This window comes from Fusibacter fontis (genome assembly GCF_055378735.1).
This window is the reverse complement of the sequence record NZ_AP042445.1, coordinates 1258352-1281628: the sequence shown is the minus strand read 5'-3', so window position 1 is coordinate 1281628 and position 23277 is coordinate 1258352. Positions and strand designations below refer to the sequence as shown.

Genomic DNA, 23277 nt, shown 5'->3' with positions numbered 1-23277 from the left:
TATAGTGAATTAACGACGTTTTAAATTGAAGCGACGAACTTCCTGTTTGAGCATTTCGGCTTGACTAGAGAGTTCTTCACTTGCAGCGGCACTTTCTTCAGCTGTTGCACTTGTGGTTTGAACGACATCGGATATTTGATTGATGCCGAGATGAATTTGTTCAACACTAATTGCTTGCTCTTCTGAAGCCTCTGCAATTCGGATCATTAAATCCGCTGTTTTGGTGATGTTTTCAACAATTTCTTTGAGTGCAACTGCAGTTTCATCTGCAATAGCGGTTCCTTTTCTGACATTTGACACAGAGTCCTCAATTAAGGAAGTGGTTTCTTTTGCAGCATCTGCCGAGCGTGCAGCAAGGTTTCTAACTTCTTCTGCTACAACGGCAAACCCTTTACCGTGTTGTCCAGCTCTTGCAGCTTCAACGGCTGCATTAAGAGCGAGTATATTGGTTTGGAACGCAATATCATCAATGACTTTGATAATTTTCGAAATTTTATCCGATGAAACATTGATTGTATTCATCGCTTCTAGCATATCCACCATTTTTTTGTTGCCTTCTTCAGCATGCCCCATGGATAAATCCACGATTGCTTGTGCATTTTTAGCATTAGTCGCACTTTGACGCGCTTTATTGGTGATCTCATCAATGGTGGAACTTAACTCTTCAACAGCGCTAGCTTGTTCAGTTGCGCCTTGAGCGAGTGACATACTTGAATCGGATACTTGGCTGGCATTTTCATGAACCTGATTAGAAGCGGAATTGATGATGGTCAGAACACTTTGAATACTGTCAATCATCTTCATAAAGGATCGAGATAAGCTACCAATTTCATCTTTGGACTGATTGTCTACATAAACATCTAAATCTCCATTTCCCGCTTTTTCCATTGCTTGTTCAATGACTTGGATTGGTCGAACAATCCAACGCTTGATCAATATGTAACCGACAAATGCAGAAATAAGAATACTGATAAGTAATACAATTAGCGTCACATTTCGAATGGTGATAGAAGTTGCTTGCAAATCTGCTTTGTTTGCAGTAATAATTAAAGTCCAGTTTTCTATTCTTTTAAATTTGACAAATTTTTCATCACCGTCATAGGTATAATAGCCGCTACCTTCCTCATCTTGAATCATTTGATTTGCGATCTTGTCAATTTCTTCTACGCCAAAATCAAACATCGTTTTCGCTTCTTCAACAAAAGTTTGATTTGGATGAGAAACGATAACCCCCGCATTATCGCCAGTTGCATCGATTAAATACGCATATCCATTTTCAGCAATTTTTGTTTCAGAAATTACAGACTCTACCATAGCAAAATCAATCGTTGCGATAATTGAACCGAGATATTGGTCGCCATCGTATAGTGGATCGCAAATTGCCATAACTTTTTGCCCTGATGCCTTGGAAATAATTAAATCGCTGATAACGACTTTTTTTGTAGCTATTGCATCCTTGAGATAAGCGCGTTGGCTTAAGTCTGCACCTTTAACACCGGTATTTTTTTCATCTACTGATACGACGATTCCATTTGCATCTGCTACTGAGATTAAACTGATGAGGTCTTCATTTTCTTTTGCAATGTCTGTGAATAGAAGATCTAGAGCCGGATCCATGGATAGGGCTTTTAGGCCTTCTTTAATTCGTGCATCTTGACCAATCAACTGAATCATTCGAGTGGTGCTGTTAATTTTTTCTTGAATGAGTTCGCTTCTTAAACTCAACTGATCATCGACTTTAGACATCATAAGACCATTGGTACTGGAGGATGCTTTTAAATATGAAAATAAACCGATAGCAGAACTTGATAATACGAGCAGAATTAAAATGCCAATTAATAATTTCTGTAATAATTTCATATAACCTCCATAGTTTTTTTAGTTTAGAAAACTGCATCGCTTAATTCATGCAATTTCCACAGATATACATGAGATAGATATCCTAAATAGGCCGTTTTAATCAGTGAGATGAAGAAAATATGAAAACATTAGTTATAGAGAACAACAAAAACGGTTTCGGCGTCAATTAAGCGCGAAAAAAACCGCGAATATGAATCGATTCGCGGTTAGTTTGAGCACAACAGTCTACGTTTATTTATTTGAATTTAAAGCGTTAAGTCGAATGATATCCAGTTCATCTGGTGTAAATACCCCTGATTCATAAAGAAATAAAAATTCTTCTGAAACAGTCCGATGAAAGAAAAGTAAATCGTCTGTGTTGACCGTTACGTTTAGTCCAAAATCAAAAAGTTGTCGGATGGGATGTTCTTGAATGGAAGGAACGGCACCAAGTACGACATTTGAACTTGGGCAGATGTTCAGTCGCGTTCCCTGATGCTTCAAACGTTTCATGAGTTCTTCATTTTCATTTGCAGTAATGCCGTGTTGAAGTTCATCTGGATTAAGCAAGTTCAGGACATAGTCGATAGAAGCAGCATCTGAAAATTCACCGATGTGAATCTTTGTTTTTAGTCCCCGAAGTTTAGCGAGCGTCATATATTTTTTTGTTAACTCAGGTTGAAACCAGTTCTCACTACCATAAAAATCAATGGACTTAAAAACGGAACTTTCAATACAAGGAAGCAGCATTTTTTCTGCTGCATTTTCTGAAATGCCTTTAAAGACACCTATTTCTGGTCTGAAATCAATCATCGGTCCATACTGAATCACACAATTTTGAATATAATTTGTAAATTCATGGATATCAAAATCATAATCCATGAGCCAACCACAATCAATACTGGTTTCAAGTAAAGTGACGCCATCTTCAATGGCGGCTTCTATTGTAGCTTTTAGCAGAAATTCAAAACCATACCGATCATTGACATAAGGTGCAGTAACTTTGGACATATAGTCATCCATGCCTTCAATTCCATTCATTTTGGAAGGAGGATAAGGTATGTCGGATTGGCAATAAGCTTTAAAGGTTTCAAAGCGCATGCCCAAACCAGAATGATTGTGTAAATCCGCTTTGGGGATGCGTTTGAGAGCTTGAAGGTCTTTGTTCATGAGGGCTTGTTTGAACTGTTCTGAATGCATATGTACTCCTGATATTTTACTTATTTTCTGTTTTGATAGTATTCTTGTCCCCATTTACACATTTGACTGAGGATCGGCATGAGGCTTTCTCCGAGACTGGTTAACGTGTATTCGACTTTTGGAGGAACTTCTGCGTATACTTTTCTTGAAACCAAACCATCAGATTCAAGTTCACGTAACTGCTGTGTCAGCATTTTTTGAGTGATTCGAGGCATGATTTTTTTGATTTCATTGAATCTTTGAGTTCCTTTTGAACCTAGATGTCAGATAATCAGAGGTTTCCACTTGCCACCAATGAGATCCATGGTGATTTCAAATGTACAAGTGTATTGCTTGTGATTCATTTCGAGAATAGGACAAGATTCCATAGTGCCTCCATCAAATAGATGAATTCGTAAATAGACGAATTCGTAAGTAGGTGAATTCAAGTGTGTGATAATTAAACCTTATAATTTGAGAACAAGAAAGTGTTTTTAGATTCTAGGTACAATTTTAGATTCGTAGTAACATTTAAAATACAAAGTATGCTAATAGATACTAAGTATCTTGTAATTCTGTATAGCGTATTTTTAACCCTACATTACTTTAAAGTGCGTAATTGCGAAATTTAAACTGATTCTATACAATTATAACATGATTATGACTAAAATCAAACGATAGGAGAGTATATAATGAGTGTATTAACAAGTAGAAAAAGTATCCGTAAGTACAAAGAGACCCCAGTTAGTGAAGAGATGGTCAACACGATTTTAAGAGCTGCAATGAGCGCACCATCTGCTGGAAATCAACAACCTTGGGAATTTATCGTCTTAAGAGATCACGAAGTTATGAAGGCAATCACAGAAGTGCATCCATATTCCAAGATGCTTTTACAAGCAAATGTTGCAATTGTCGTTTGTGGAGATGCGTCCAAAGAAGTCTTTAGCGGTTTTTGGGTACAAGATTGTTCCGCAGCTACTGAAAATATATTGTTGAGTGCAGAAGAAAACGGACTTGGTGCAGTATGGTTAGGCGTTTATCCAGATTCCGTACGTGTTGAAGCGATCAAAACAATATTAAACTTGCCGACATCCGTTACGCCACTTTGTATTGTTCCAATTGGATATCCAGATGAGGTAAGAGAACCAGTCAATCGTTTTAATCCAGAACGCATTCATTTAAATCGTTGGTAGAAGGAGACTTTATGAAAGTAATTGCATTTAATGGAAGTCCTAAAAAAGAAGGCAATACGTATCACGCACTTCGAATTGTCGCAAATGAATTAGAACGAGAAGGCATCGAAGTAGAAATCGTTCATGTAGGAAATCAAGTCATCAGGGGCTGTATCGGTTGTAATAGCTGTGCGAAAAATCCAAAAGAGATGTGTGTGTTTGGAGATGATCTCGTGAACAGCAGCATTGAAAAAGTGAGAGAAGCTGATGGTGTTCTTTTTGGCGCACCTGTCCATTACGCTGGAATCCCTGGAACGATGAAATCTTTTATGGATCGACTTTTTTACGTGGCAAGTAAAGGCGCGTTAAGACATAAGGTAGCAGCTCCTGTTGTTGCGGTTAGGCGATCTGGTGGCGTTACAACAATAGATCAACTCAATCATTTTATCAACTATGCTGAAATGCTCGTTCCTAGTACACATTATTGGAATGTTATCCACGGAACAAAACCGGGTGAAGTGTTAGAAGATCCTGAAGGTGTACAAATCATGAGTGTACTCGGCAAAAACATGGCGTGGCTTTTGAAACTTGTAAAAGAAGGAAAAGAAAACATTCCAGCACCTGAAAAAGATTCAAAAATCTATACGAATTTCATTCGATAATAGGGTGCAATTTTATACACTTTTTACACATTTATTATGAAATTCTCATATAATTTCTTTCTATACTAAAATTAATCAAAGGGAAATCTACACGAATCAGCGATGAGATATTTCTTTGATCACTCAGACTTTTATGTATGAAAGGAGAATGATTTATGTTTAAAAAATTATTATCATTGGTACTTGTTATTGGTTTAATGGGAAGTTCACTTGCTTTTGCAGGAGAAGCGCCTAAGCAAAGAGAAGCTGCTCAACCTAAAGGCGATGAGAAGCTCATTGAAATCGTAACAACTTATGCCCCAGAGTTACTTCCAAACTTTGAAGCCGCAATTGCAGAACATCAAAGTGTTCATGTTCAACTTGAAGCGAAGGCAACTGAAAGATTTACAAGTCAATTAGAAGCACATCAACTCTTTTTAGCCGATATTACCAGTAAGTTAAGAAGTGGTGAAATTGACAGAGCAACAGCAAAACAAATGATTGAAGCACGTCGAACAGAGGTAAAAACTCAAAGAGAAGCCGTAAAAGCAGAAATTCAAGCGTTGAAAGCAAGCTTTAACTTGTCTCCAGAAGTGAATAAAGCGATGATGCAGACACTTAAAACAGCAATTGAAGCAGAAGATACTGCACTCATCACTGAAACATTAAATGCAATCTATTCGACTTTACTCACACATATTCAATTTGATTATGCGAAGTTAGCAATGGAATAAACAGTGAAGTAAATACTGGAATTAGCTTTAAAAATGGGAGGGCATTATGAAGCATATCTTTGTCGTAGACGATGAACATAATATTCGAGAGTTGATTAAGAAATACCTTGAAAAAGAGGGCTATAAAGTCACTTTGTTTTCAAATGGCAATCAAGTCTTTGATGAAATTGTTCATCTTAAGCCAGATTTAATTGTACTCGATATTATGATGGACGGAATATCTGGATTAGAACTATGCCAAAAGATTCGTCTTCATTATGACCTCCCGATTCTTTTTGTTTCAGCGAGAGATGAGGAAGTGGATCGCATCATTGGACTAGAACTCGGCGCAGATGATTATTTATCAAAGCCTTTTAGTCCAAGAGAATTGGTCGTTAGAATAAAGAACATCTTAAGAAGAATCGGATCAAACGTTCAAGAAGTCACAGAAATCAAAGTGGGACAACTCAGGTTAATGACACAGCTGAGACGTGCATATATCGGCCCATCAGAACTTAAGTTGACCACAAAAGAATACGATGTGCTTGAAATTCTTTCGAAAAATCCCAAAATGCCTTTTACAAGAGAACAGCTCATGGAACGGGTTTGGGGATTTGATGCAGAAAGCGAGTGTCGATTGGTAGACGATGTGGTTAAAAGGCTTAGGAAAAAAATGAAGGAAGCCGGATCAGAGACTGAAATTACAACGGTATGGGGCTATGGGTATCGGATTGATGACTAAAAAAGGAATTGGTAAAAAACTGCTATTATCTTATGGAGTGCTCATTGCACTTATTTTTCTGATAACTGGTTTCCTATTTTCTTTTATCAGTCGAGCTTATGTCACATCAGAAGTGAAAAAGCAATTAGAAGACGAAGCGAGTAAAATTGGCAGCTTAGTGCAAAAAACCTTAAAGAATAACGAGCAAGCGTTAGCGGACAATCTGACGCTAAGAAAGAATTTAAGGGTTGCAGGAAGCCTCATTGAATCTCATTTAATTGTGACAAATCCAGCCAATAATCAAAAGATTGTCTTTACAAACCTCGAGGCAGAAGAAAAACTTGAATACGTATCGCTTTATAAGAATGGATTACTAGATGAGACAAATATTGTTTACTCAACGGAGTTTACTTTAGAGGATCAGCGAAGGTTTCAAGTGACTTTGTTTACTAAGATGAAAGATTTTAAACCTTTAAATCAAATGATGCGCCGAGCACTCTTATTAAGTTTACTCATTGCAGGCGCTATTTCGTGCGTCTTAGCAGTCGTATTTGAAAAGAGAATTATGTATCCCATTAAAAAGCTTGAACAATCGATGAAATCTTATGATCCAAATCGAAAGAACATGATTGCTGTTATAGAGTCTGGAGATGAGATTGAAGCACTCTCTCGAAATTATATCGCAATGGTGGAGAAAATTGAACAATACGATCAATTACAAAAAAGTCTACTTCAAAATACATCGCATGAACTAAAAACACCGATTATGTCCATTCAAGGGTATGCAGAGGGGATTTTAGATGGCGTTTTAATAGGAGACGAGGCAAATGAAGCTCTTGAAGTGATTATCTCAGAAAGTAAACGACTTAAGAAAACCATCGATGAGGTATTATATCTCAGTAAGTTGGACAATCAACATGTCACATTGAAAAAAAGCTTTGTAGCGGTGGATGATTTACTGAATTCTGCGGTAAAGGCGATAAAACCGATTGCAAATGAGAAAAAAATCAATCTCGTATTGGAATTAGAAGAATCTATGGAAGAGACCATACTCGTAGATGGCGAAAAAATTCTTAGAGCAATTATCAATTTACTAGGAAATGCCGTTCGCTATGCACATCATGAAATTTTGGTGTCGGTGGTAAAAGGGCAATTACTCAGTATCACTGTCAGCGATGATGGAGATGGTTTTTCTGAGGAAGATCTACTCCATGCAAGTGAGCGGTTCTACAAAGGAAATAAAGGTGGTACGGGGCTTGGACTTACCATCACAAAAGCAATTGTTGAAGCGCATGGAGGCACACTAAAGATCAGCAATCAATCAAGAGGTGGCGCCGAAGTGACCATCATGTTGAAAGTTTGAGTCATTTCATAGATGAACATTTCAATTTCTTTGATGAGATGATTGGATGATCGATACAAAAATCCAGTGGTGAGTTGAAACGGTGTATCCACAATGGGAATGTAAGTTAATGAGCCGTGTATAATCAACGGATTAGAGGTATTAAAGTTCTTTTGACCAATAGAAAATGCCGCTGGATTTTTACTGAGAAAGTACAAAAAGCTCGAGTGATGGTCAAAAAGAACCGTTTCTTTCTTAAATGCTTTGAAGTATGTGTTGAGAGGATGTTGGTCATTATTTTCTTTCATAAAATTTAACTTATGTTGTTCAATGAGGAGTTTGTAAGGAAGTATAGCTTCTTTTGTCAAACTAAGCGCTTCATGTAGTGGGTGCTGAGAACTCATAATGGCGTATAGATAATCTGTTTGTAAAGGGATAAAATCCAATTGATATTTCTTAAACAGTTCAAAATACGCACTCATATTACTTGTGTCTAGATAAATAATTCCAAGATCAGATTCATGAGATTTTACTTTTTCAAATACATTGGCATTTTGAGTTTCAAAACATCTGAGATGGCAATTTGGCACAATGTGACGTTCATCAATTGCATGAATCAGTTCTATTAAATTAAATGAGTGAAAGCAACTGATCTGCAGATCTTTTGTTTGAGTATAATCGAGTTTAAGTGACTCGATTTTTTTTGTGAAAGTTTCGATGGTCAGAGCATATTCAATAAATTTTTCTCCAATAGGGGTAAAATCTACGCCTTTAGCATGTCGCCTTACAAGCTCAACGCCAAGCTGCTTTTCTGTTTCCTTCAAACATTTACTTAAATAAGGTTGTGAAAGTAACAAGCTTTCTGACGCCTTGTTGATGGATTTCGTTCTGTATATTTCTAAAATATATTGGATGTATTCTAGTTTCATTATTTTCACCTCGATTACTCATTAGAACAATTAACTTTTATTCAATATACCATAAACGCCAAAAAGTGCATAGTCGTTATGAGGATTTGTTATAACTATAAGTTATAGCTCGATATGGGGATTTCATCATAACGCAATGAACTATTTGTACATTATACTGTTAAAGGTGTTAGTGATGCGGGTCATGTCAAGTGATGAAATATGGATAATGCATAATGACCTTTTTAAATTAATAGGAGATGACGAAATGAGTGTTTTGAGTCGTGAAATTGTGAATAAAGGAAGACAACTTGAGCTCGATTTTGCAAGAGGAATCGCAGTTCTATTTATGGTGCTGATTCATATGCAAGAGTATTTTTTAACGCAAAGTGCCAGTGAAAAAACGATGGGGCTACTGATAGATTTTGCAGGTGGTATGCCTGCTGCGCCGGTTTTTATGGTGCTGATGGGAGTAGGCTTTGTCTATTCGCGAAAGAGTACACCAGGAACGTTGTTTAAACGCGGAATCATCATTTTCTTCGTGGGTTACGCTCTCAATCTTGCTAGAGGCGTTATGCCGAGTATGTATCAATATTTGCTTTATGGTGCACATGAGTCATTAGAACTCGCAATTGAGCAATTGATGTATGTGGATATATTTCAGTTCTCTGGTCTGGCAATGATTTTCTTTAGTTTTGTTAAAAAGATAAATTTGCATTGGGTTGGTTTAGTCCTATTTTTAGGGATATTTGCTGGTTTTAATGTCTATGTTTCAGATGTTGCTGTAAATTCTACACTACTAAAAAGCGTGACTGGGCTATTTTGGGGATCCAATGATACGTCATTTTTTCCATTCTTGACATGGATTTTCTATCCAATTATTGGTTATCTTTTTGGTCAGGTACTCATAAGAGTTCAAAAGAAAAATTGGTTTTATGTAGGCCTCTTTATAGCGAATGTGATGCTCTATGGTATTTTTATATATGCTGCGAATTATTTACAGTACGATTTGATGTTATTTTCCGAAGAGGGATATTATCATCATCAGTGGATAGAAAATATCGTTGCAACGTGCTTTGTTTTTGCATGGCTCTCAGGAATTTACCTCGTAAGTCCACTTTTAAAAATCATGGTGAAAAAGCCGCTGGTTAGATGGAGTACCAATGTAAGTGAGATTTATTTTATTCACTGGATCCTCATTGGCTGGTTTGTGCCGTTCTTTGGGTATAACACCCTTACTGAGCCATACTTCTATCTTTTGCTTGCGATGCTGTTTGTCATCAGCGATGCACTGGCGGAGTATGTCAATTTAAGAAAAAGAGTCATTTCATAAAAAGATTCTATAGGACTAAAGTAGTATATTCGCACTTTTTGAATATACTGCTTTTTTTATATCGGTTCTCATGTTAGTATAGGTAATCATATCAACCTTTTTTCAGTGATTTAGTAATGCAGAGAAAATAACTAAATTTATTGATAAAGTTAACGAAATTTGCTAAAAAGTATGTTTCGATGCGAAATAATGGGTATAAATGACACAATCAATGTCGTTTATCCTTAATCTGTTCAAGACAGACTTAGAGCGATTTAATACGGGTTGATTGAGATCGAGGGGATCAAATTAAGTTATTTTGGGAGGCAGCTATGTTCGTTAAAAACATGAAAACAGTAAAAAACAAACTATTATTAATCGTCATACCCATTGTAGTCTTAACCTTTTTAGTGTTGGCGGTTACCATTACGTTAAGTTCAAAAGGGGTTATTGAAAAGGAAATTAACACAAAAATTGATACACAAGTTGGGAAAGCAATTGCAGATATTAATTCGCATATGTTGACTCATGAGAGATTGCCAATCGGATTAGCTCGAATGGTTGAAGGTTTAGGGATTACTGAAGAAACTAAATCTGGCTATATTGATGTTGTTAAATCAATGCCACCAACAAATCCCGACACTTTAGGAACAGGAATTTTTATGGCGGATCAATATGATGGCGAATATTTTTGTCCGTATGCCTATAAAGTCGATGGTCAAATGACTTATACTGAAGATTATTTTGTTGATAATACAAAAGAAGGTTGGTATGTCATTGGAGATACAGAAAATCTAGTGGCGTGGTCAGACCCTTATTATGATCCCGTATCTGGAATTACCATGATTACAGCGACTTCGCCAATTCGAAATGCTTCTGGGAAACTCATTGGTGTGGCTACTGGTGATATGGATTTTACTAGCGTTCAAGAGATCGTATCTTCTATTACAGTTGGTGACAAGGGATATGCTATGTTACTTACTCAAGATGGTTCATTTTTAAGCAAGGGTAAAGAAGTGATTGCAGCAAATGAAGACGGCGTTTTTCCAAATATCACAACAGATGAAAATGCATCACTTGCAGAATTTGGTCAAAAAGCTGTTGCAGATAAATCGGGAACTGGAACTTTTGAAAGTAATGGTGAAACCTATCATGCGGTTATTGCCGAGATGAAAAACACAGGCTGGATTATTGTACTTGCTATGCCAGAAAGTGAAATTGTGAATCCAGTATTGGGAATTATCTTTAAAGTCATTTTAATTACTGTTTTAGCACTTGTATTTTTAAGTATTGTATTGCTATTGATTGCAAATAATATCACTGCTCCACTTAAACCTCTTAAAGCTGAAATCGAAGCAATTTCAAAGGGAGATTTTACACGTGTGATTCATCAAGTATCTCATGATGAGATCGGACAAATTGCAGGTTCAGTAAATGAAATGGTCGCTTCATTAAGAGAAACCATTACAGATGTCGCAAATAGTTCTAAAACTGTTGCGCATACTGCAGAAGAATTAGAAGCATCTGCGACTCAAAATGGTCAGGCAGTAGAACAAGTCGCGATTGCAGCCACAGAAATCTCTGGATCAAATCAAGAAATTTCAAGAGTGACTGCGAATTTAGATCAGTTGATTCAAACTGTGAGCAAACAATCATTTGAAATTGAAAATCAGATGAATCATGTAACGAGCTCGCTTTTATCTATTGATAAAATGTCAGCTGAAAGCAATGATTCTGTTAAAGAACTCATCGTTAACATGACTTCTGCATTTGAAGATGTTCATACACTTTCAAATATTATGGGTGAACTTGCAGACCAATCGAGCAAAATTAATACAATCATTGAAACCATCCAAGGAATTGCAAATCAAACAAATCTCCTTGCGCTGAATGCATCCATCGAAGCTGCTAGAGCGGGTGAAGCAGGTCGAGGATTTGCAGTTGTTGCCGATGAGATTAGAAAGCTTGCAGAACAATCATCAGATTCTGCAAATACAATATCAAAAATTGTATCTGAAATCCGAAATGCCACACTTGAAGCAAACTCATCTACTACACATGTTGTTGAGTCTATCGGAAATGGCAAAGCGTATTTAGTGAATGTTGGAAATAGCTTTGATAGTATTGCAACCCGAATTTCTCAAATTGGTAAGCTCGTTGAAGCCGCAGATCAACTTGCAAAAGTCATTAGTTCACAATCTAGTGAAGCAAAAGAATCCGCAAGTGAATTAACTGAACTTACAAATAAATCTGCAGAAGAAGCATCTTCAATTGCAGCAGCAACAGAGGAGCAACTTGCTTCAGTGGAAGAACAAACATCTGCTACTTCTGGACTTGCAAATATCGCCGAAGAACTTCAAGAAAAAGTGAATTTGTTCAAATTATAGAGAGGATTTATATTGAATATATTCGACTCATGACAAAAAATAATTAAAATAAGCTGTTGCTCTACTCATTGTAAAATGATGTGAACAACAGCTTTTTTTATTTGTAATGAGTACAAATTGAATGAATGGGTATATACAGTTCCATAAAGGACTGTTATACGCAATTGTGTATCAAACAATCCCATTCAATCAAGGAGGAACTGTATGAAATTTATAAAACTATATGGAATTGCCTGGGTGGTATTTTTTATTATTGATATCATTTGGCTCACTGTAATTGCTAGAAAACTCTATCAAAAAGAACTTGGTTATATTATGAGCGAGCGACCAAATTGGTTTGCAGCGATTGCATTTTATCTACTTTTCATGGCTGGACTCGTTTTTTTCGTCATTCAACCCGCTGTTGACAAAGAGAGTCTTTATCAAGCACTCTTCACAGGGATGTTCTTTGGACTTATTACGTACGCTACCTATGATTTAACCAATCTCGCTACACTTAAAGATTGGCCTCTGAAAATCACCATTATTGACTTAATATGGGGTACGACTTTGGGGGGAACGGTATCTGCCATCACTTATCTCATCGCAAAACAGTTGAAAATCGGTTAGAGGAATCGTGTATAATATTAAAAAATAGTATATGTTATGATAGCTCAATTCGAAATGTGTTGTCTACCATATTCCCATGATATGCTGCATGATCAAACTGACACCTGTAATCCCAATCCAACAGCAAAAGCCCATGATTAAAGGCTTGCCGCCTGTTTTAATGAGTTTAATGATATGCGTGTTTAAACCGATTGCTGCCATGGCAGTTGTGATGAAAAATTTACTCAGGTTTTTCATTGGATAAAATATCTCATTGGGAACACCCAGTGAAGTCAGTACAGTCGTTATAATGGAGGCTAGAATAAAATAGAGAATAAACACAGGGAAGCTTTTCTTCACATCATAATGAGAAGCTTCTTCTTTTTTGCTCTTTTTCGACTGAATAAAGGCTAAGCCAAGGGTAATAGGGATGATAGCCAGTGTTCTCGTTAGTTTAACGGTAACCGCCTTGTCGAGAGTTGAACTTCCAAGCTGATAAAGACTATCCCATGTTGATGCTGCTGCAGTCACACTGGATGTATCATTAATCGCCGTTCCAGCGAAAATACCGAATGCATCTCCCGTGGTTGTCGAAAAACCTATCCACGAGCCCAATACAGGAAAAATGAGCGCTGCAAGGACATTAAAAAAGAATATCACAGAAATGGATTGTGCCACCTCTTCATTGTTTGCGTCAATGACTGGCGCAGTTGCTGCGATAGCAGATCCTCCACAGATTGAAGAACCTACACCGATTAAAGTCGATATATTTGAAGGAAGTTTTAAAAGTTTATGGAGGATATACGCAATCGTCAGCGACGTCAATATTGTGCTCATGATGATCGGAAGCGAAGTCACCCCCGTTTTGAAAATAACCGATAGATTGAGACCAAACCCGAGTAGGATAACTGCATATTGAAAGATTTTTTTTGAACTGTATTGAATGCCCTTTTCAAAGGGCTGCCTATTTTTTAATATTGTCGCGAGAATCATGCCGAGCAAGATCGAAAAAACAGGACTTCCAATTACGGGAAAGTGATTTCCCAAAAAGGTGGCAGGAATGGCGATTGCAATGCAAAGACTGATGCCTGGTATAAGATGATTGAAGCTTTTCATGATGACCTCCATGTATGTTGAACGACTATGTATGTTGAACTACTACTAAATTAACATAAAATATACATAATATGAAATTATGATAATTTATCAAATGATAAAAAATAATAATAAGTAGATGAGTTTTTTAGTTGTAGGGGGTATAATCTATTTAAGCACATCATGAGGAGGCTATAATGGATATTCGACTGATCACTTTTTTAGAGGTCTGCCATCAACTCAATTATACAAAAGCGGCTAATAATTTGAATATGACGCAACCTGGTGTTTCTCAACATATTAGAAGTCTAGAGCGCTTTTATGATAAAAAGCTGTTTTATTTTGAAGGAAAGAGATGTTTCTTGACAGAAGCAGGTACTTTTTTATATCAGTTCGCAATGTCGATGCAACAAAATGAAGCCTATTTATTAAGTCGCATGAAGACGATCGGAACCGATCAACGCATGCTTAATTTTGGAGCGACGTTGTCAATTGGCGAATATGTGATGCCTAAAGTGCTTGAAAATTATTTGACCAGTGCACCTAATACAAAGATACGCATGATCATTGATAATACTAAAGAACTACTTGAGCTATTGTGGGAAGGTGATATTGATTTTGCAATTGTTGAAGGCAATTTTGATCAATCGAAGTTCGATTCGAGCGTCTACTCAGAAGAACGATTTATTCCTATCTGTGGTAAAAACGAGTTATTTGACCCTTCAACTGAGACGGTTGAAGATTTACTTGATAGGCGCATCATTGTTCGTGAAAAGGGCTCTGGTACACGAGAAATACTGGAGAGGAATCTGGAAAATCTCAATTTGAGTATCGAGGACTTTGACGGTGTCATGGAAGTCGGCGGTATGAATGCCATTAAGTCATTGGTAGAATCTCATCTAGGCATATCCTTTTTATATGAAGTGGCCGTAAAAAAAGAGCTTGAGGCAGGCAGCTTAAAGAAGATTCCACTGAAAAATTTTGACATTTCACATAAATTTGCTTTTGTATGGAATAAAGAAACGCAATATCTGGATCATTTAAAAACAGTATTCGAACAAATAAAAACATCGTCACAGATATAAAAATTGTGACGATGTTATTTTTTTAATCTTCTAGACCATCGAGTATTTCATCGATATTATGAACAAAGAGTTCAAGTAGATTTGGGTCAAAGTGCGTACTGCTATTTTCTAGCATCATACTCAAAGTAGATTCGATGGAATCTGCTTCTTTATAGACCCTCTTATGTGTCATGGCATCAAATACATCAACTATCGCCATCATACGTGCGCTGATAGGAATTTCGCGTCCTTTAAGACCATATGGATAGCCAGAACCATCGTATTTTTCATGATGATTCAGGGCGATGTCTGCGGCGATTTTTAAAATATCGAGGTTGGATTTACTGAGAATCTGATGTCCGATAATCGTGTGACTTTTGATGACTTCAAATTCCTCTGGTGTAAGGCGTCCAGGTTTTTTTAATATCGCGTCAGGTATGGCGATTTTGCCTACATCATGCATCGTACTTGCCACTTTATACATCTCACATTCAGAAAATGAGAAATGACATAACTGTGCAAAGCGGTACATAATTTCCGATACGCGTCGAATGTGCCCACCCGTATCGTCAAAGTGTTTTTCAACCACTTCACCTAAAGTGATGATAATTTCTTTTTGAGTATTTGAAATCATAGAATTTAATACAAAATTATCAAGGGCAACAGAGTAGTTGGTCAAAAATAGATTGATGAGTTCAAAATCATAGGCATTTGGATCTCCTTCGATATAGATGTAATTGTTCAATCGTTTTTTGCCATTCTTTTTAATAATAAATCCATTTTTCAGGTAATGAATTTCCTGTGGACTACTGTTATGAGCATTCATCCATTTGTAGACATCCGTGAGTTCTTCTACTTCACTGATGGACTTGCCTATATAAGGGGAATATTTCCCCGTAGCAGCCATAATGGTAGGTTTATCCATCTGATCGATGGTAACGACGCCCCCCACGAGATTATACGCTTCATTAAATCGGTGTTCTCGAATAAATAAAACATCCGTTTCTTCCGTGTAAAATGAAGAAAGTTGACTGAGAATGCCATTGAAAAAGTCTTCCATTGAAGAATGTTTGAATAAATTTGAGCTTGCCTTAATGATTTTTTCAAGGCCTTTCTTGCTGCGATCAATTTTCTTAAGATCCCGATAATTCCGAAGTGCATTGTAAAGAGTTGTCGTTAAACGCTGAACCGTCATCTCAGTTTTTAGGCGATAGTCATTGATGTCGTATTCACGAATGACCTTTTCTTCAGGCGCTTCACCGGGTTGCCCAGTTCTCAAAATAATACGTGTCATTTCATTTTTAAGCGTTTTTCGCAAATAGTCCACAACCTCAAGACCAGAGTGGTTTTTCTCCATGACGACATCCAGAAAAATAATCGCGGTATCTGGATACATGGCAAGTGCTTCTTTGGTTTCTTCGCCGGAGTATGTGTCTATAAATTCTAATCCATAGCCTTCAAACTGAAAATCGCGCAGAATCATTTTCGTAATGGAATGGACTTCAACGTCATCGTCTGCAATGATGATCTTCATTGTTTTCAGTTTTGGTGTCACGACCTTTTGTTCGTCTGTTAAAAAATCTAGGTTTAGGCTGTTTTCATCCCATTTTTTCATATGCTTACTCCTTATCGTCTATTTCGATTGTGAAAGTTGTGCCTGCGTCTTCTTTTGATTCGCAATGAATTTTACCGCCTAATTGACCCGTTACAAGATTGTACACGATGTTTAATCCTAAGCCACTACCACCTTTGTTGCGATTTGTCGTAAAAAATGGATCGAATATCTTCGAAACCACCTCAGGTGGCATGCCTTTCCCATCATCTTTGTAGATTAAAACAAGTCTTTGATCACTTTGTGTGATATCAATGTGAATTTGACCATGTCTCTTTTCACTGTACCCATGAATAAATGAGTTCATCAACAAGTTGGTTAAAATTTGAGAAAAGGTTCCGGGATAACTGTTGATTTCAAGAAGTGGGTCACAGTGGAGTTCGATATGATGACCAGCTTCTTTATACTCATGTCTGAGGCTCATGATTGTAGCATTTAGATAATCGTGGACATTAAATAACATCCTTCCTTCAATACTCTGCTTGACTGCAATTTCTTTGAAGCTTTTCACGAGATCTGCAGCGCGAATAATATTCGTATTGATAATGGTGATGCTTTCATCCATGTCGGTCATGAATTTTGCAAAATCTGTTTTTGAAGCGATGCCTTTTGTTAGTTTTTCACCAAATTCGGTCAATAGTTGATCAAGATAAGACCCGGCAGATACTGCTACACCTAGCGGTGTATTGATTTCATGTGAGATTCCAGAGACAAGCGAGCCTAAAGAAGCGAGTTTTTCTTTTTCAATCAGTTCATTCATCGCCTGTTCGAGTTCAAATGTACGTTCTGCAACGAGTTTTTCCAACGTTTCTTTTTCAACAGCTAACAATCTTGTGATTTCCTGTTGTGCATAAATGAGTTCGGTAATGTCCGTGTTGGTTCCGAGAATCATTTCAAGCGTTCCATTTGAACTGAGTATTGGAATCAGTATGACATCGAGAATTCTTGGGTTACCATCACTCTGAGTAAATTGATATTGGAGTTTTACTTTTTCTTTATTCTGCTGAATCCATGTGATTTGTTCTCGCCAATACTGCTTATCTTTCTCGTGTACAAAGACAATCTCAAGTGGCTGGTTGTATAACGATTCTCTAGATCGTCCAACGGTTTGTTCAAATATTGCGTTGACTGAAATGATATTGCCCTCAGGAGTTACACTGTATATCATATGGTCCACATTTTCTATGAGCGAACGATATTTTTCTTCGCTAAAAGTAATTTGATTAAAAGTTTCTTGAAGACGCTTCGCCATGGCTTCTAATGCAGAACCGAGTTGATGTGTCTCATAAAAGACAAATCCATGCGGATTAAATCGAGCATCCCAGTTTCCATAACTTATTTCAGAAGCAGTATCAGCTGCCGATAATATTGGTCGTAAAAATTTGGAAATCACCACGGCGCCAATAGCAGTTGAAAGAATGAGCAATAAAACTACGAGAGAAGTCATCGTACTTTGACGTTGTTTAACAACGCCCAACAAATCACTTTCTGGTATGACGACGACGATGCGCCAATTTAGACTAACAGGTTCTTCAAGGGGTGTGATTCGTGCAAAGTAAGAATCACCTTTTATTTCAAATCGAATCACATCTTCGGAATGCGTTTGATGTTGAATTAAATAATCAGCGCTTCCTTTAACGAGTATGTTGGTACTCTCTGCTGCTGGCAATAACTCTCCAGTAGGAGGATCTGATGAAGTGATTTTAACGGTATTATCACTAAGGGAATGGGCGATAATACGCCATTCGTCATCAATAATGTAAATTTCGCCGTTGCCTCTATTTTGATCGTTTGCTAAAAACGTATTAATTCCAGATAGTTTCACGTCGATATCCGCCACACCTCTAAATTTATTGTCGAGGTCATAAACTGGAACGAGTGAAGAAATGGTCGCCTCGTTCTTTTCATCTATGTTGATGTAGATTTCAGACCATTGCGAGATTTGATTTACTTTTACAGGCGCATACCATGGTCGAGTTGTTGGATCATAACCTTCATATGAACCTGCTATTTCTGACTGATTGGTCTCATCCGAATAAATATTTAAAAGTCCATTCGTGCGTGGATCTTTCAGCATTAAGTCAAAGTGATTCACATCGTCAGACATTCTGTAACCGATGAAGTTTTGGAGTTCGTCACCATAACTAACGACGCTTATTTGAGGCACTTCTTTTCGAATGGATTTTGACAGCTCTAATGTGTACTGTTGAAGCTTGGATAAATCGTCCCCCTCATACAATGCACTAAGTTCAATGTTTTGTGCATAAAGTTTGTTAATGCGTTCAGGTTCACTTAACATGTAGGAAACTTTTTGATTGGTATTTTCACTTAAGGCGTTGATCATTTTTTCGCCTTGTTCTTCGGCAATTAATTGATAATTTTGTCTGAATATGAGGACAAAAATGGCTATAATAAGCAACATAAAGACAAAAAATGGTAACATAATCGCGGTTCGAAGCGACATATATGGTTGAGTTTTGTTAAAAAATCTCATAGCGCCTCCAGTTAAATAAATTCAGCTAGAATGATACAAATCAAAAGGATGTCGTTTAAAATTATCCTATTTATACTTATACCGGTTATCGAAACATTTTAAGCAAGAAAATATGATAAACACATCACACTTACAGAAATGGTTGTCAGAATATTCGAAAAACAGTAAACTGGTAATAAATATAACATCCATAAAGAAATAGGAAGTAGGATTTCTGCCATTAGAAAAGATCAAGGAGGTAAAGATGAACATAAGACGCATTTTAACAGGGGGATGCATATTGATTTTGGTTGTGGCAATTTCAGGTTGTTCACAGATCAATCAATCAGATGGAAACAATGAAACTGAAAAGCAAAATGAAACTGAAAAGCAAAATGGTAGCGAGGCACAAAGTGAATCGTCATCTCAAGAAGATACTCAAGCTCAAGTAGATTCGATTGAAGAGATCACAATTTTTCAAACATTGGACACATTAGACTTAGAAGGTAATGCAGTAACAACCGAATCTTTATCAACTGCAAAACTAAATGTCATCAATGTCTGGGCATCTTGGTGTGGCCCTTGTGTTGCGGAGATACCAGAAATTGAAAAGGTATGGCAAGAAATGCAAGCAGGTGGAGAGGTTGCGATATATGGCATGCCGCTTGAGTTTGACGCATCTACTGGTCTCATCTTAAAGGGGCTATCCTCTACAGAAGAATCTGTTATCAAGGATTTAATGGATGAAAATAGTGTGACGTATTCGCAAATACTTGCAAATGAAGAGATGATTGAACAGCTACTTTTGATAACTGGTTTTCCAACGACATTCTTTGTAGATCAAGAAGGCAATTTAGTTGGAGAACCCATGATCGGTGCTGCAAGTGCGCGTCAATGGAAGATGGAGATTGAAGATCGATTGGAGATGCTAAAAAATGATTAGATGGCTCAAAAAAAATAAAGCGGCATGGGTCATTTTAAGTCTGTCGATTCTATTGATAGCAGGTGGCATTTTGCGTGGGGAAATGGGAAGTGTGTTTATCAAAGCCATCCGAATTTGCTTTGAATGTATTGGAATTGGATAAGATGTGGAGCCCACCTGTATCCCCATATAATAAAATAAATCATTGGAGTGAACCATGAAGTTAATTCGAAGTATTCGAAATAATCTACGCGTCATTACACAAGTTGGTTTTACAGCGATTACCAATGGCTACATCAACGGGTTTTTAGAAGGTAAAATCTATCAGGGACAGTCGAAAAAATGGTGTGTCCCTGGCTTGAACTGCTATTCATGTCCAGGTGCACTTGGATCATGTCCAATTGGTGCACTTCAAGCCGTAATTACAACAAGAGATTATCAGTTTTCTTTTTATGTAATCGGTCTTCTTATGGGATTTGGAGCCATTTTAGGTCGATTTGTTTGTGGCTGGTTATGCCCGTTTGGACTTGTTCAGGATGCATTATACAAAATTCCCGCGATGAAAAAAATAAGAAGATTGCCCTTTGAACAAGTATTAAATAAACTAAAGTATGTCATTTTCATTCTTTTTGTTATGATTTTACCCATGACACTTGTGACCTCTTATGGTGCTCAAACGCCTTGGTTTTGTAAACTAATTTGTCCTTCTGGTACATTGATGGCAGGGATTCCACTGGTATTGACCAATCCGCTGCTTCAAAATAGTATCGGTTGGCTATTTAACTGGAAAATGGCCATCCTCATCATAATTGTTGTGTTATCCATCAAAATATATCGACCGTTCTGTCGATATTTATGTCCTCTAGGCGCCTTTTACAGTGTTTTTAATCCGATATCTCTCATGCGTTATCAAATTGATGTAGAGGCATGTACAAGTTGTGGAAAGTGTCAAAGTGCTTGTGGGATGGATATTCCCGTTTATGAAAATGCCAATAGTCTAGAATGTATTCGTTGTGGAAAATGTATAAAAGCATGCCCTCATCAAGCACTTAAAAGGTTGTAAGGAATATGTAGGATGCTAGAATTTTGAATAGATGCTAGAATTTTGAATAATAGATTATTGAATAATAGATTATTGAATAAAAAGTCAGGAGGATCACTAATGAATCAAACGATAGATCAACTCAATGTACTAATCGTAGATGATGAGCGAGGCATTCGAGAAATCATTCGAGAGTATCTCGAGTTAGAAGGGTGTGTTGTTTTCGAGGCGTCGGATGGAAAACAGGCTGTTGATGTATTTGAGTCTCAAACAATTGATTTTATGATTTTGGATGTGATGCTACCTAAAATGGATGGATGGCAAGTTCTTAAAAGCGTTCGAAAAAGCAAGCCTGTCCCTGTCATTATGCTCACTGCAAGAGGTGAAGAATATGACAAATTATTTGGATTTGAGCTTGGTGTAGATGACTATATGGTCAAACCGTTTAGTCCAAAAGAGCTCATTGCACGTATGAAGGCGGTATTATCGCGTTCACAGAAACAAGTGATAGCGGAAAATAAAAAACAACTAGGGGATTTATCCATTCATTTTGACTCAAGAAGAGTGAGCTTGGGTCAAGAAAGTCTAAACTTAACACCTAAAGAATACGACCTGCTTAGTTTTTTAATTCAACATCCAAACAAAGTATTCACAAGAGACCAACTATTAGATTTGGTCTGGGGATACGAGTTCGTTGGAGATGCAAGAACGGTAGATACACATGTCAAAATGCTGAGAGAAAACCTAAAACAGTATCGAAGATGGATTGTTACTGTCTGGGGAGTAGGCTATAAATTTGAAGCGGAGGAATTAGAATGAAAAAAATCAGAACAAAACTCTGGATTGGCATGATGTTTTTAGTGCTGATCGTACTCATTCTTCTCTGGTTATTTCAAATCGTTTTTTTTGATCGATTCTATATGGACTTCAAAAAATCTCAGATTGAAAATGCTGCAAACACAGTTATTCAATCGCTGGATCAGCAAAATGTGAGCGATGGTACTCTTCAAGTGGATTCGATCCAAGACCAGTTGGAGTCATTGGTCGTTCAGCAGCAACTTTCGGTAGAAATTGCAAATTCTAACCGATGGCTCGTGTATAAAGCCAATCATTCAAATGCGCTTAGTCAACCAAATGCCATAAAAGAAGCAACTATAAACGCACATGAAGGAGCGAATCGAGGACTCAAAACATCTTCAATTGTAGAACATCCTAAACTTGGGTATGAATTTTTAATTATGGGAATGCCTATTGAAATAGAAAAAAGCGTCATTGGATCAATGGTTTTAATTGTACCGCTAGCGCCAATAGATGAAACAGTTGATCTAATCAAATTACAACTTTGGGTGATCACAATCATTTTACTTATTTCATCGATGACGATTTCATATTTTCTTTCGAGGCATTTTGCTAAACCAATCAGTGAACTCAATCAGCAAGCAGTGTTCTATTCGGAAGGACTATTTGACGTAAAAAATCATGTTTCTGGTAAAGATGAAATTGCAAACCTTGCGAAACAGATGAATCATATGGGCGATCATTTATCCCAAAATGAACGCTTACAGAAGGAAATTATTGCCAATGTGTCACACGAACTGAGAACACCTCTTACTTTAATACGTGGTTTTGCAGAAACAATCAAGGATGTCACGGGAAATCAACCAGAAAAGAGAGATCGACAACTCGGTGTCATCATCAACGAAACGATTCGACTCAATCAATTGATTGACGAAATTCTCGATTTGTCACAGTTACAGTCAGGGACGTTTGATCTGAAAAGAGAAGATTTCTCCGTAGTAGATTTACTTAAAGAATTAAAAGAAAAATTTGAATCAAGTACAATAAATCGTCAATTTGTGATTGAAGACTTGAGTGCGAATCCAGTTATGCATGCGGACAGAAAAAAGATGGAGCAAGTCTTTTATAATCTCATCTCAAATGCATTTTATTATTCGGCAGCAGATACAAAAGTAACGGTTCGTTTGAGAGCTCTAGAAAGTCGCCTCAGAATTGAAATAATCGATGAAGGCATTGGAATTGATGCAGAAGAACTAAAGCACGTATTTGACCGGTATTACAGAGGAAAACAAGCACTTGATTCGCATTCTGGAAATGGATTAGGACTTGCCATTGTACACAGTGTTTTGGAAGTACATCAATTTCCGCACGGCGTGGAAAGTAAAGTAGGAAAGGGAACACTATTTTGGTTTGAAACAATTTAAATCATTTGAAACGATTTCATAAATCTTTCCGGTTTCTATCATAAT

The 23277-nt window shown here is 37.1% G+C and carries 20 protein-coding genes and 1 pseudogene; 14 read left to right on the top strand and 7 right to left on the bottom strand.

Annotation, left to right across the window (positions count from 1 at the left end; translation table 11 throughout):
* Nucleotides 1-9: 9 nt before the first annotated feature.
* The 3 genes and pseudogenes from ACZ41W_RS05770 to ACZ41W_RS05760 all read right to left on the bottom strand — a co-directional run bounded on the left by ACZ41W_RS05770 (nucleotide 10) and on the right by ACZ41W_RS05760 (nucleotide 3407).
* Nucleotides 10-1860, bottom strand: coding sequence for a methyl-accepting chemotaxis protein (locus ACZ41W_RS05770; protein ID WP_464313934.1), 1851 nt, complete (start codon nucleotides 1858-1860; stop codon nucleotides 10-12).
* Between the two features lie 231 nt (nucleotides 1861-2091).
* A complete protein-coding gene (locus ACZ41W_RS05765; protein WP_464313933.1) occupies nucleotides 2092-3039 on the bottom strand; it encodes an amidohydrolase family protein in 948 nt (315 codons plus the stop codon).
* Nucleotides 3040-3059: 20 nt separating this feature from the next.
* A pseudogene (locus ACZ41W_RS05760) lies at nucleotides 3060-3407 on the bottom strand (winged helix-turn-helix transcriptional regulator).
* 303 nt (nucleotides 3408-3710) lie between these two features.
* Between ACZ41W_RS05760 and ACZ41W_RS05755 the strand changes: the two are divergent.
* The 5 genes from ACZ41W_RS05755 (at nucleotide 3711) to ACZ41W_RS05735 (ending at nucleotide 7628) form a co-directional block, all read left to right on the top strand.
* Nucleotides 3711-4211 (top strand): nitroreductase family protein, encoded by a 501-nt coding sequence (locus ACZ41W_RS05755; protein WP_464313932.1) that lies wholly within the window; start codon nucleotides 3711-3713, stop codon nucleotides 4209-4211.
* An 11-nt stretch (nucleotides 4212-4222) separates the two neighbouring features.
* Nucleotides 4223-4852, top strand: coding sequence for a flavodoxin family protein (locus tag ACZ41W_RS05750; RefSeq protein ID WP_464313931.1), 630 nt, complete (start codon nucleotides 4223-4225; stop codon nucleotides 4850-4852).
* Nucleotides 4853-5007: 155 nt separating this feature from the next.
* Nucleotides 5008-5565, top strand: a complete 558-nt coding sequence (locus tag ACZ41W_RS05745) for a hypothetical protein (RefSeq protein WP_464313930.1) — start codon at nucleotides 5008-5010, stop codon at nucleotides 5563-5565.
* Between the two features lie 46 nt (nucleotides 5566-5611).
* On the top strand, nucleotides 5612-6286 hold the full coding sequence (locus ACZ41W_RS05740) for a response regulator transcription factor (protein WP_464313929.1): 675 nt from the start codon (nucleotides 5612-5614) through the stop codon (nucleotides 6284-6286).
* Nucleotides 6279-7628: a sensor histidine kinase gene (locus ACZ41W_RS05735; protein WP_464313928.1), complete on the top strand. Its 1350-nt coding sequence runs from the start codon at nucleotides 6279-6281 to the stop codon at nucleotides 7626-7628. Before ACZ41W_RS05740 ends, ACZ41W_RS05735 begins: the two co-directional genes overlap by 8 nt.
* Here ACZ41W_RS05735 and ACZ41W_RS05730 read toward each other — a convergent pair.
* Nucleotides 7583-8536 carry a LysR family transcriptional regulator gene (locus ACZ41W_RS05730; protein ID WP_464313927.1) on the bottom strand — a complete coding sequence of 318 codons (954 nt, stop codon included), beginning with the start codon at nucleotides 8534-8536 and terminating at the stop codon, nucleotides 7583-7585. The two genes, ACZ41W_RS05735 and ACZ41W_RS05730, sit on opposite strands and share 46 nt — an antisense overlap.
* Nucleotides 8537-8783: 247 nt before the next feature.
* Here ACZ41W_RS05730 and ACZ41W_RS05725 point away from each other — a divergent pair, with 247 nt between their 5' ends.
* From ACZ41W_RS05725 to ACZ41W_RS05715, 3 genes are all read left to right on the top strand, one after another.
* Nucleotides 8784-9848, top strand: a complete 1065-nt coding sequence (locus ACZ41W_RS05725) for a heparan-alpha-glucosaminide N-acetyltransferase domain-containing protein (protein ID WP_464313926.1) — start codon at nucleotides 8784-8786, stop codon at nucleotides 9846-9848.
* Between the two features lie 311 nt (nucleotides 9849-10159).
* Nucleotides 10160-12214: a methyl-accepting chemotaxis protein gene (locus ACZ41W_RS05720; RefSeq protein WP_464313925.1), complete on the top strand. Its 2055-nt coding sequence runs from the start codon at nucleotides 10160-10162 to the stop codon at nucleotides 12212-12214.
* Between the two features lie 204 nt (nucleotides 12215-12418).
* A complete protein-coding gene (locus ACZ41W_RS05715) occupies nucleotides 12419-12823 on the top strand; it encodes a DUF2177 family protein (RefSeq protein WP_464313924.1) in 405 nt (134 codons plus the stop codon).
* A 63-nt stretch (nucleotides 12824-12886) separates the two neighbouring features.
* On the opposite strand, the gene ACZ41W_RS05710 is transcribed toward ACZ41W_RS05715, so the two are convergent.
* Nucleotides 12887-13918 (bottom strand): YeiH family protein, encoded by a 1032-nt coding sequence (locus ACZ41W_RS05710; protein ID WP_464313923.1) that lies wholly within the window; start codon nucleotides 13916-13918, stop codon nucleotides 12887-12889.
* Between the two features lie 176 nt (nucleotides 13919-14094).
* Between ACZ41W_RS05710 and ACZ41W_RS05705 the strand changes: the two genes are divergently transcribed.
* Nucleotides 14095-14982, top strand: a complete 888-nt coding sequence (locus ACZ41W_RS05705; protein WP_464313922.1) for a LysR substrate-binding domain-containing protein — start codon at nucleotides 14095-14097, stop codon at nucleotides 14980-14982.
* 22 nt (nucleotides 14983-15004) lie between these two features.
* Here the strand turns inward: ACZ41W_RS05705 and ACZ41W_RS05700 are convergent, their stop codons facing one another.
* Both ACZ41W_RS05700 and ACZ41W_RS05695 read right to left on the bottom strand, forming a co-directional pair.
* On the bottom strand, nucleotides 15005-16576 hold the full coding sequence (locus ACZ41W_RS05700) for an HD domain-containing phosphohydrolase (protein WP_464313921.1): 1572 nt from the start codon (nucleotides 16574-16576) through the stop codon (nucleotides 15005-15007).
* Nucleotides 16577-16580: 4 nt separating this feature from the next.
* Nucleotides 16581-19067, bottom strand: coding sequence for an ATP-binding protein (locus tag ACZ41W_RS05695; RefSeq protein WP_464313920.1), 2487 nt, complete (start codon nucleotides 19065-19067; stop codon nucleotides 16581-16583).
* Between the two features lie 244 nt (nucleotides 19068-19311).
* Here ACZ41W_RS05695 and ACZ41W_RS05690 point away from each other — a divergent pair, with 244 nt between their 5' ends.
* The 5 genes from ACZ41W_RS05690 to ACZ41W_RS05670 all read left to right on the top strand — a co-directional run bounded on the left by ACZ41W_RS05690 (nucleotide 19312) and on the right by ACZ41W_RS05670 (nucleotide 23232).
* Nucleotides 19312-19989 (top strand): TlpA family protein disulfide reductase, encoded by a 678-nt coding sequence (locus ACZ41W_RS05690; RefSeq protein ID WP_464313919.1) that lies wholly within the window; start codon nucleotides 19312-19314, stop codon nucleotides 19987-19989.
* Nucleotides 19982-20131, top strand: coding sequence for a CD1871A family CXXC motif-containing protein (locus tag ACZ41W_RS05685; protein WP_464313918.1), 150 nt, complete (start codon nucleotides 19982-19984; stop codon nucleotides 20129-20131). Before ACZ41W_RS05690 ends, ACZ41W_RS05685 begins: the two co-directional genes overlap by 8 nt.
* A 54-nt stretch (nucleotides 20132-20185) precedes the next feature.
* On the top strand, nucleotides 20186-21031 hold the full coding sequence (locus ACZ41W_RS05680) for a 4Fe-4S binding protein (protein WP_464313917.1): 846 nt from the start codon (nucleotides 20186-20188) through the stop codon (nucleotides 21029-21031).
* 99 nt (nucleotides 21032-21130) lie between these two features.
* On the top strand, nucleotides 21131-21829 hold the full coding sequence (locus ACZ41W_RS05675) for a response regulator transcription factor (RefSeq protein ID WP_464313916.1): 699 nt from the start codon (nucleotides 21131-21133) through the stop codon (nucleotides 21827-21829).
* Nucleotides 21826-23232 carry a sensor histidine kinase gene (locus ACZ41W_RS05670; RefSeq protein WP_464313915.1) on the top strand — a complete coding sequence of 469 codons (1407 nt, stop codon included), beginning with the start codon at nucleotides 21826-21828 and terminating at the stop codon, nucleotides 23230-23232. The genes ACZ41W_RS05675 and ACZ41W_RS05670 overlap by 4 nt, the downstream gene beginning before the upstream one ends.
* Nucleotides 23233-23277 lie beyond the last annotated feature (45 nt).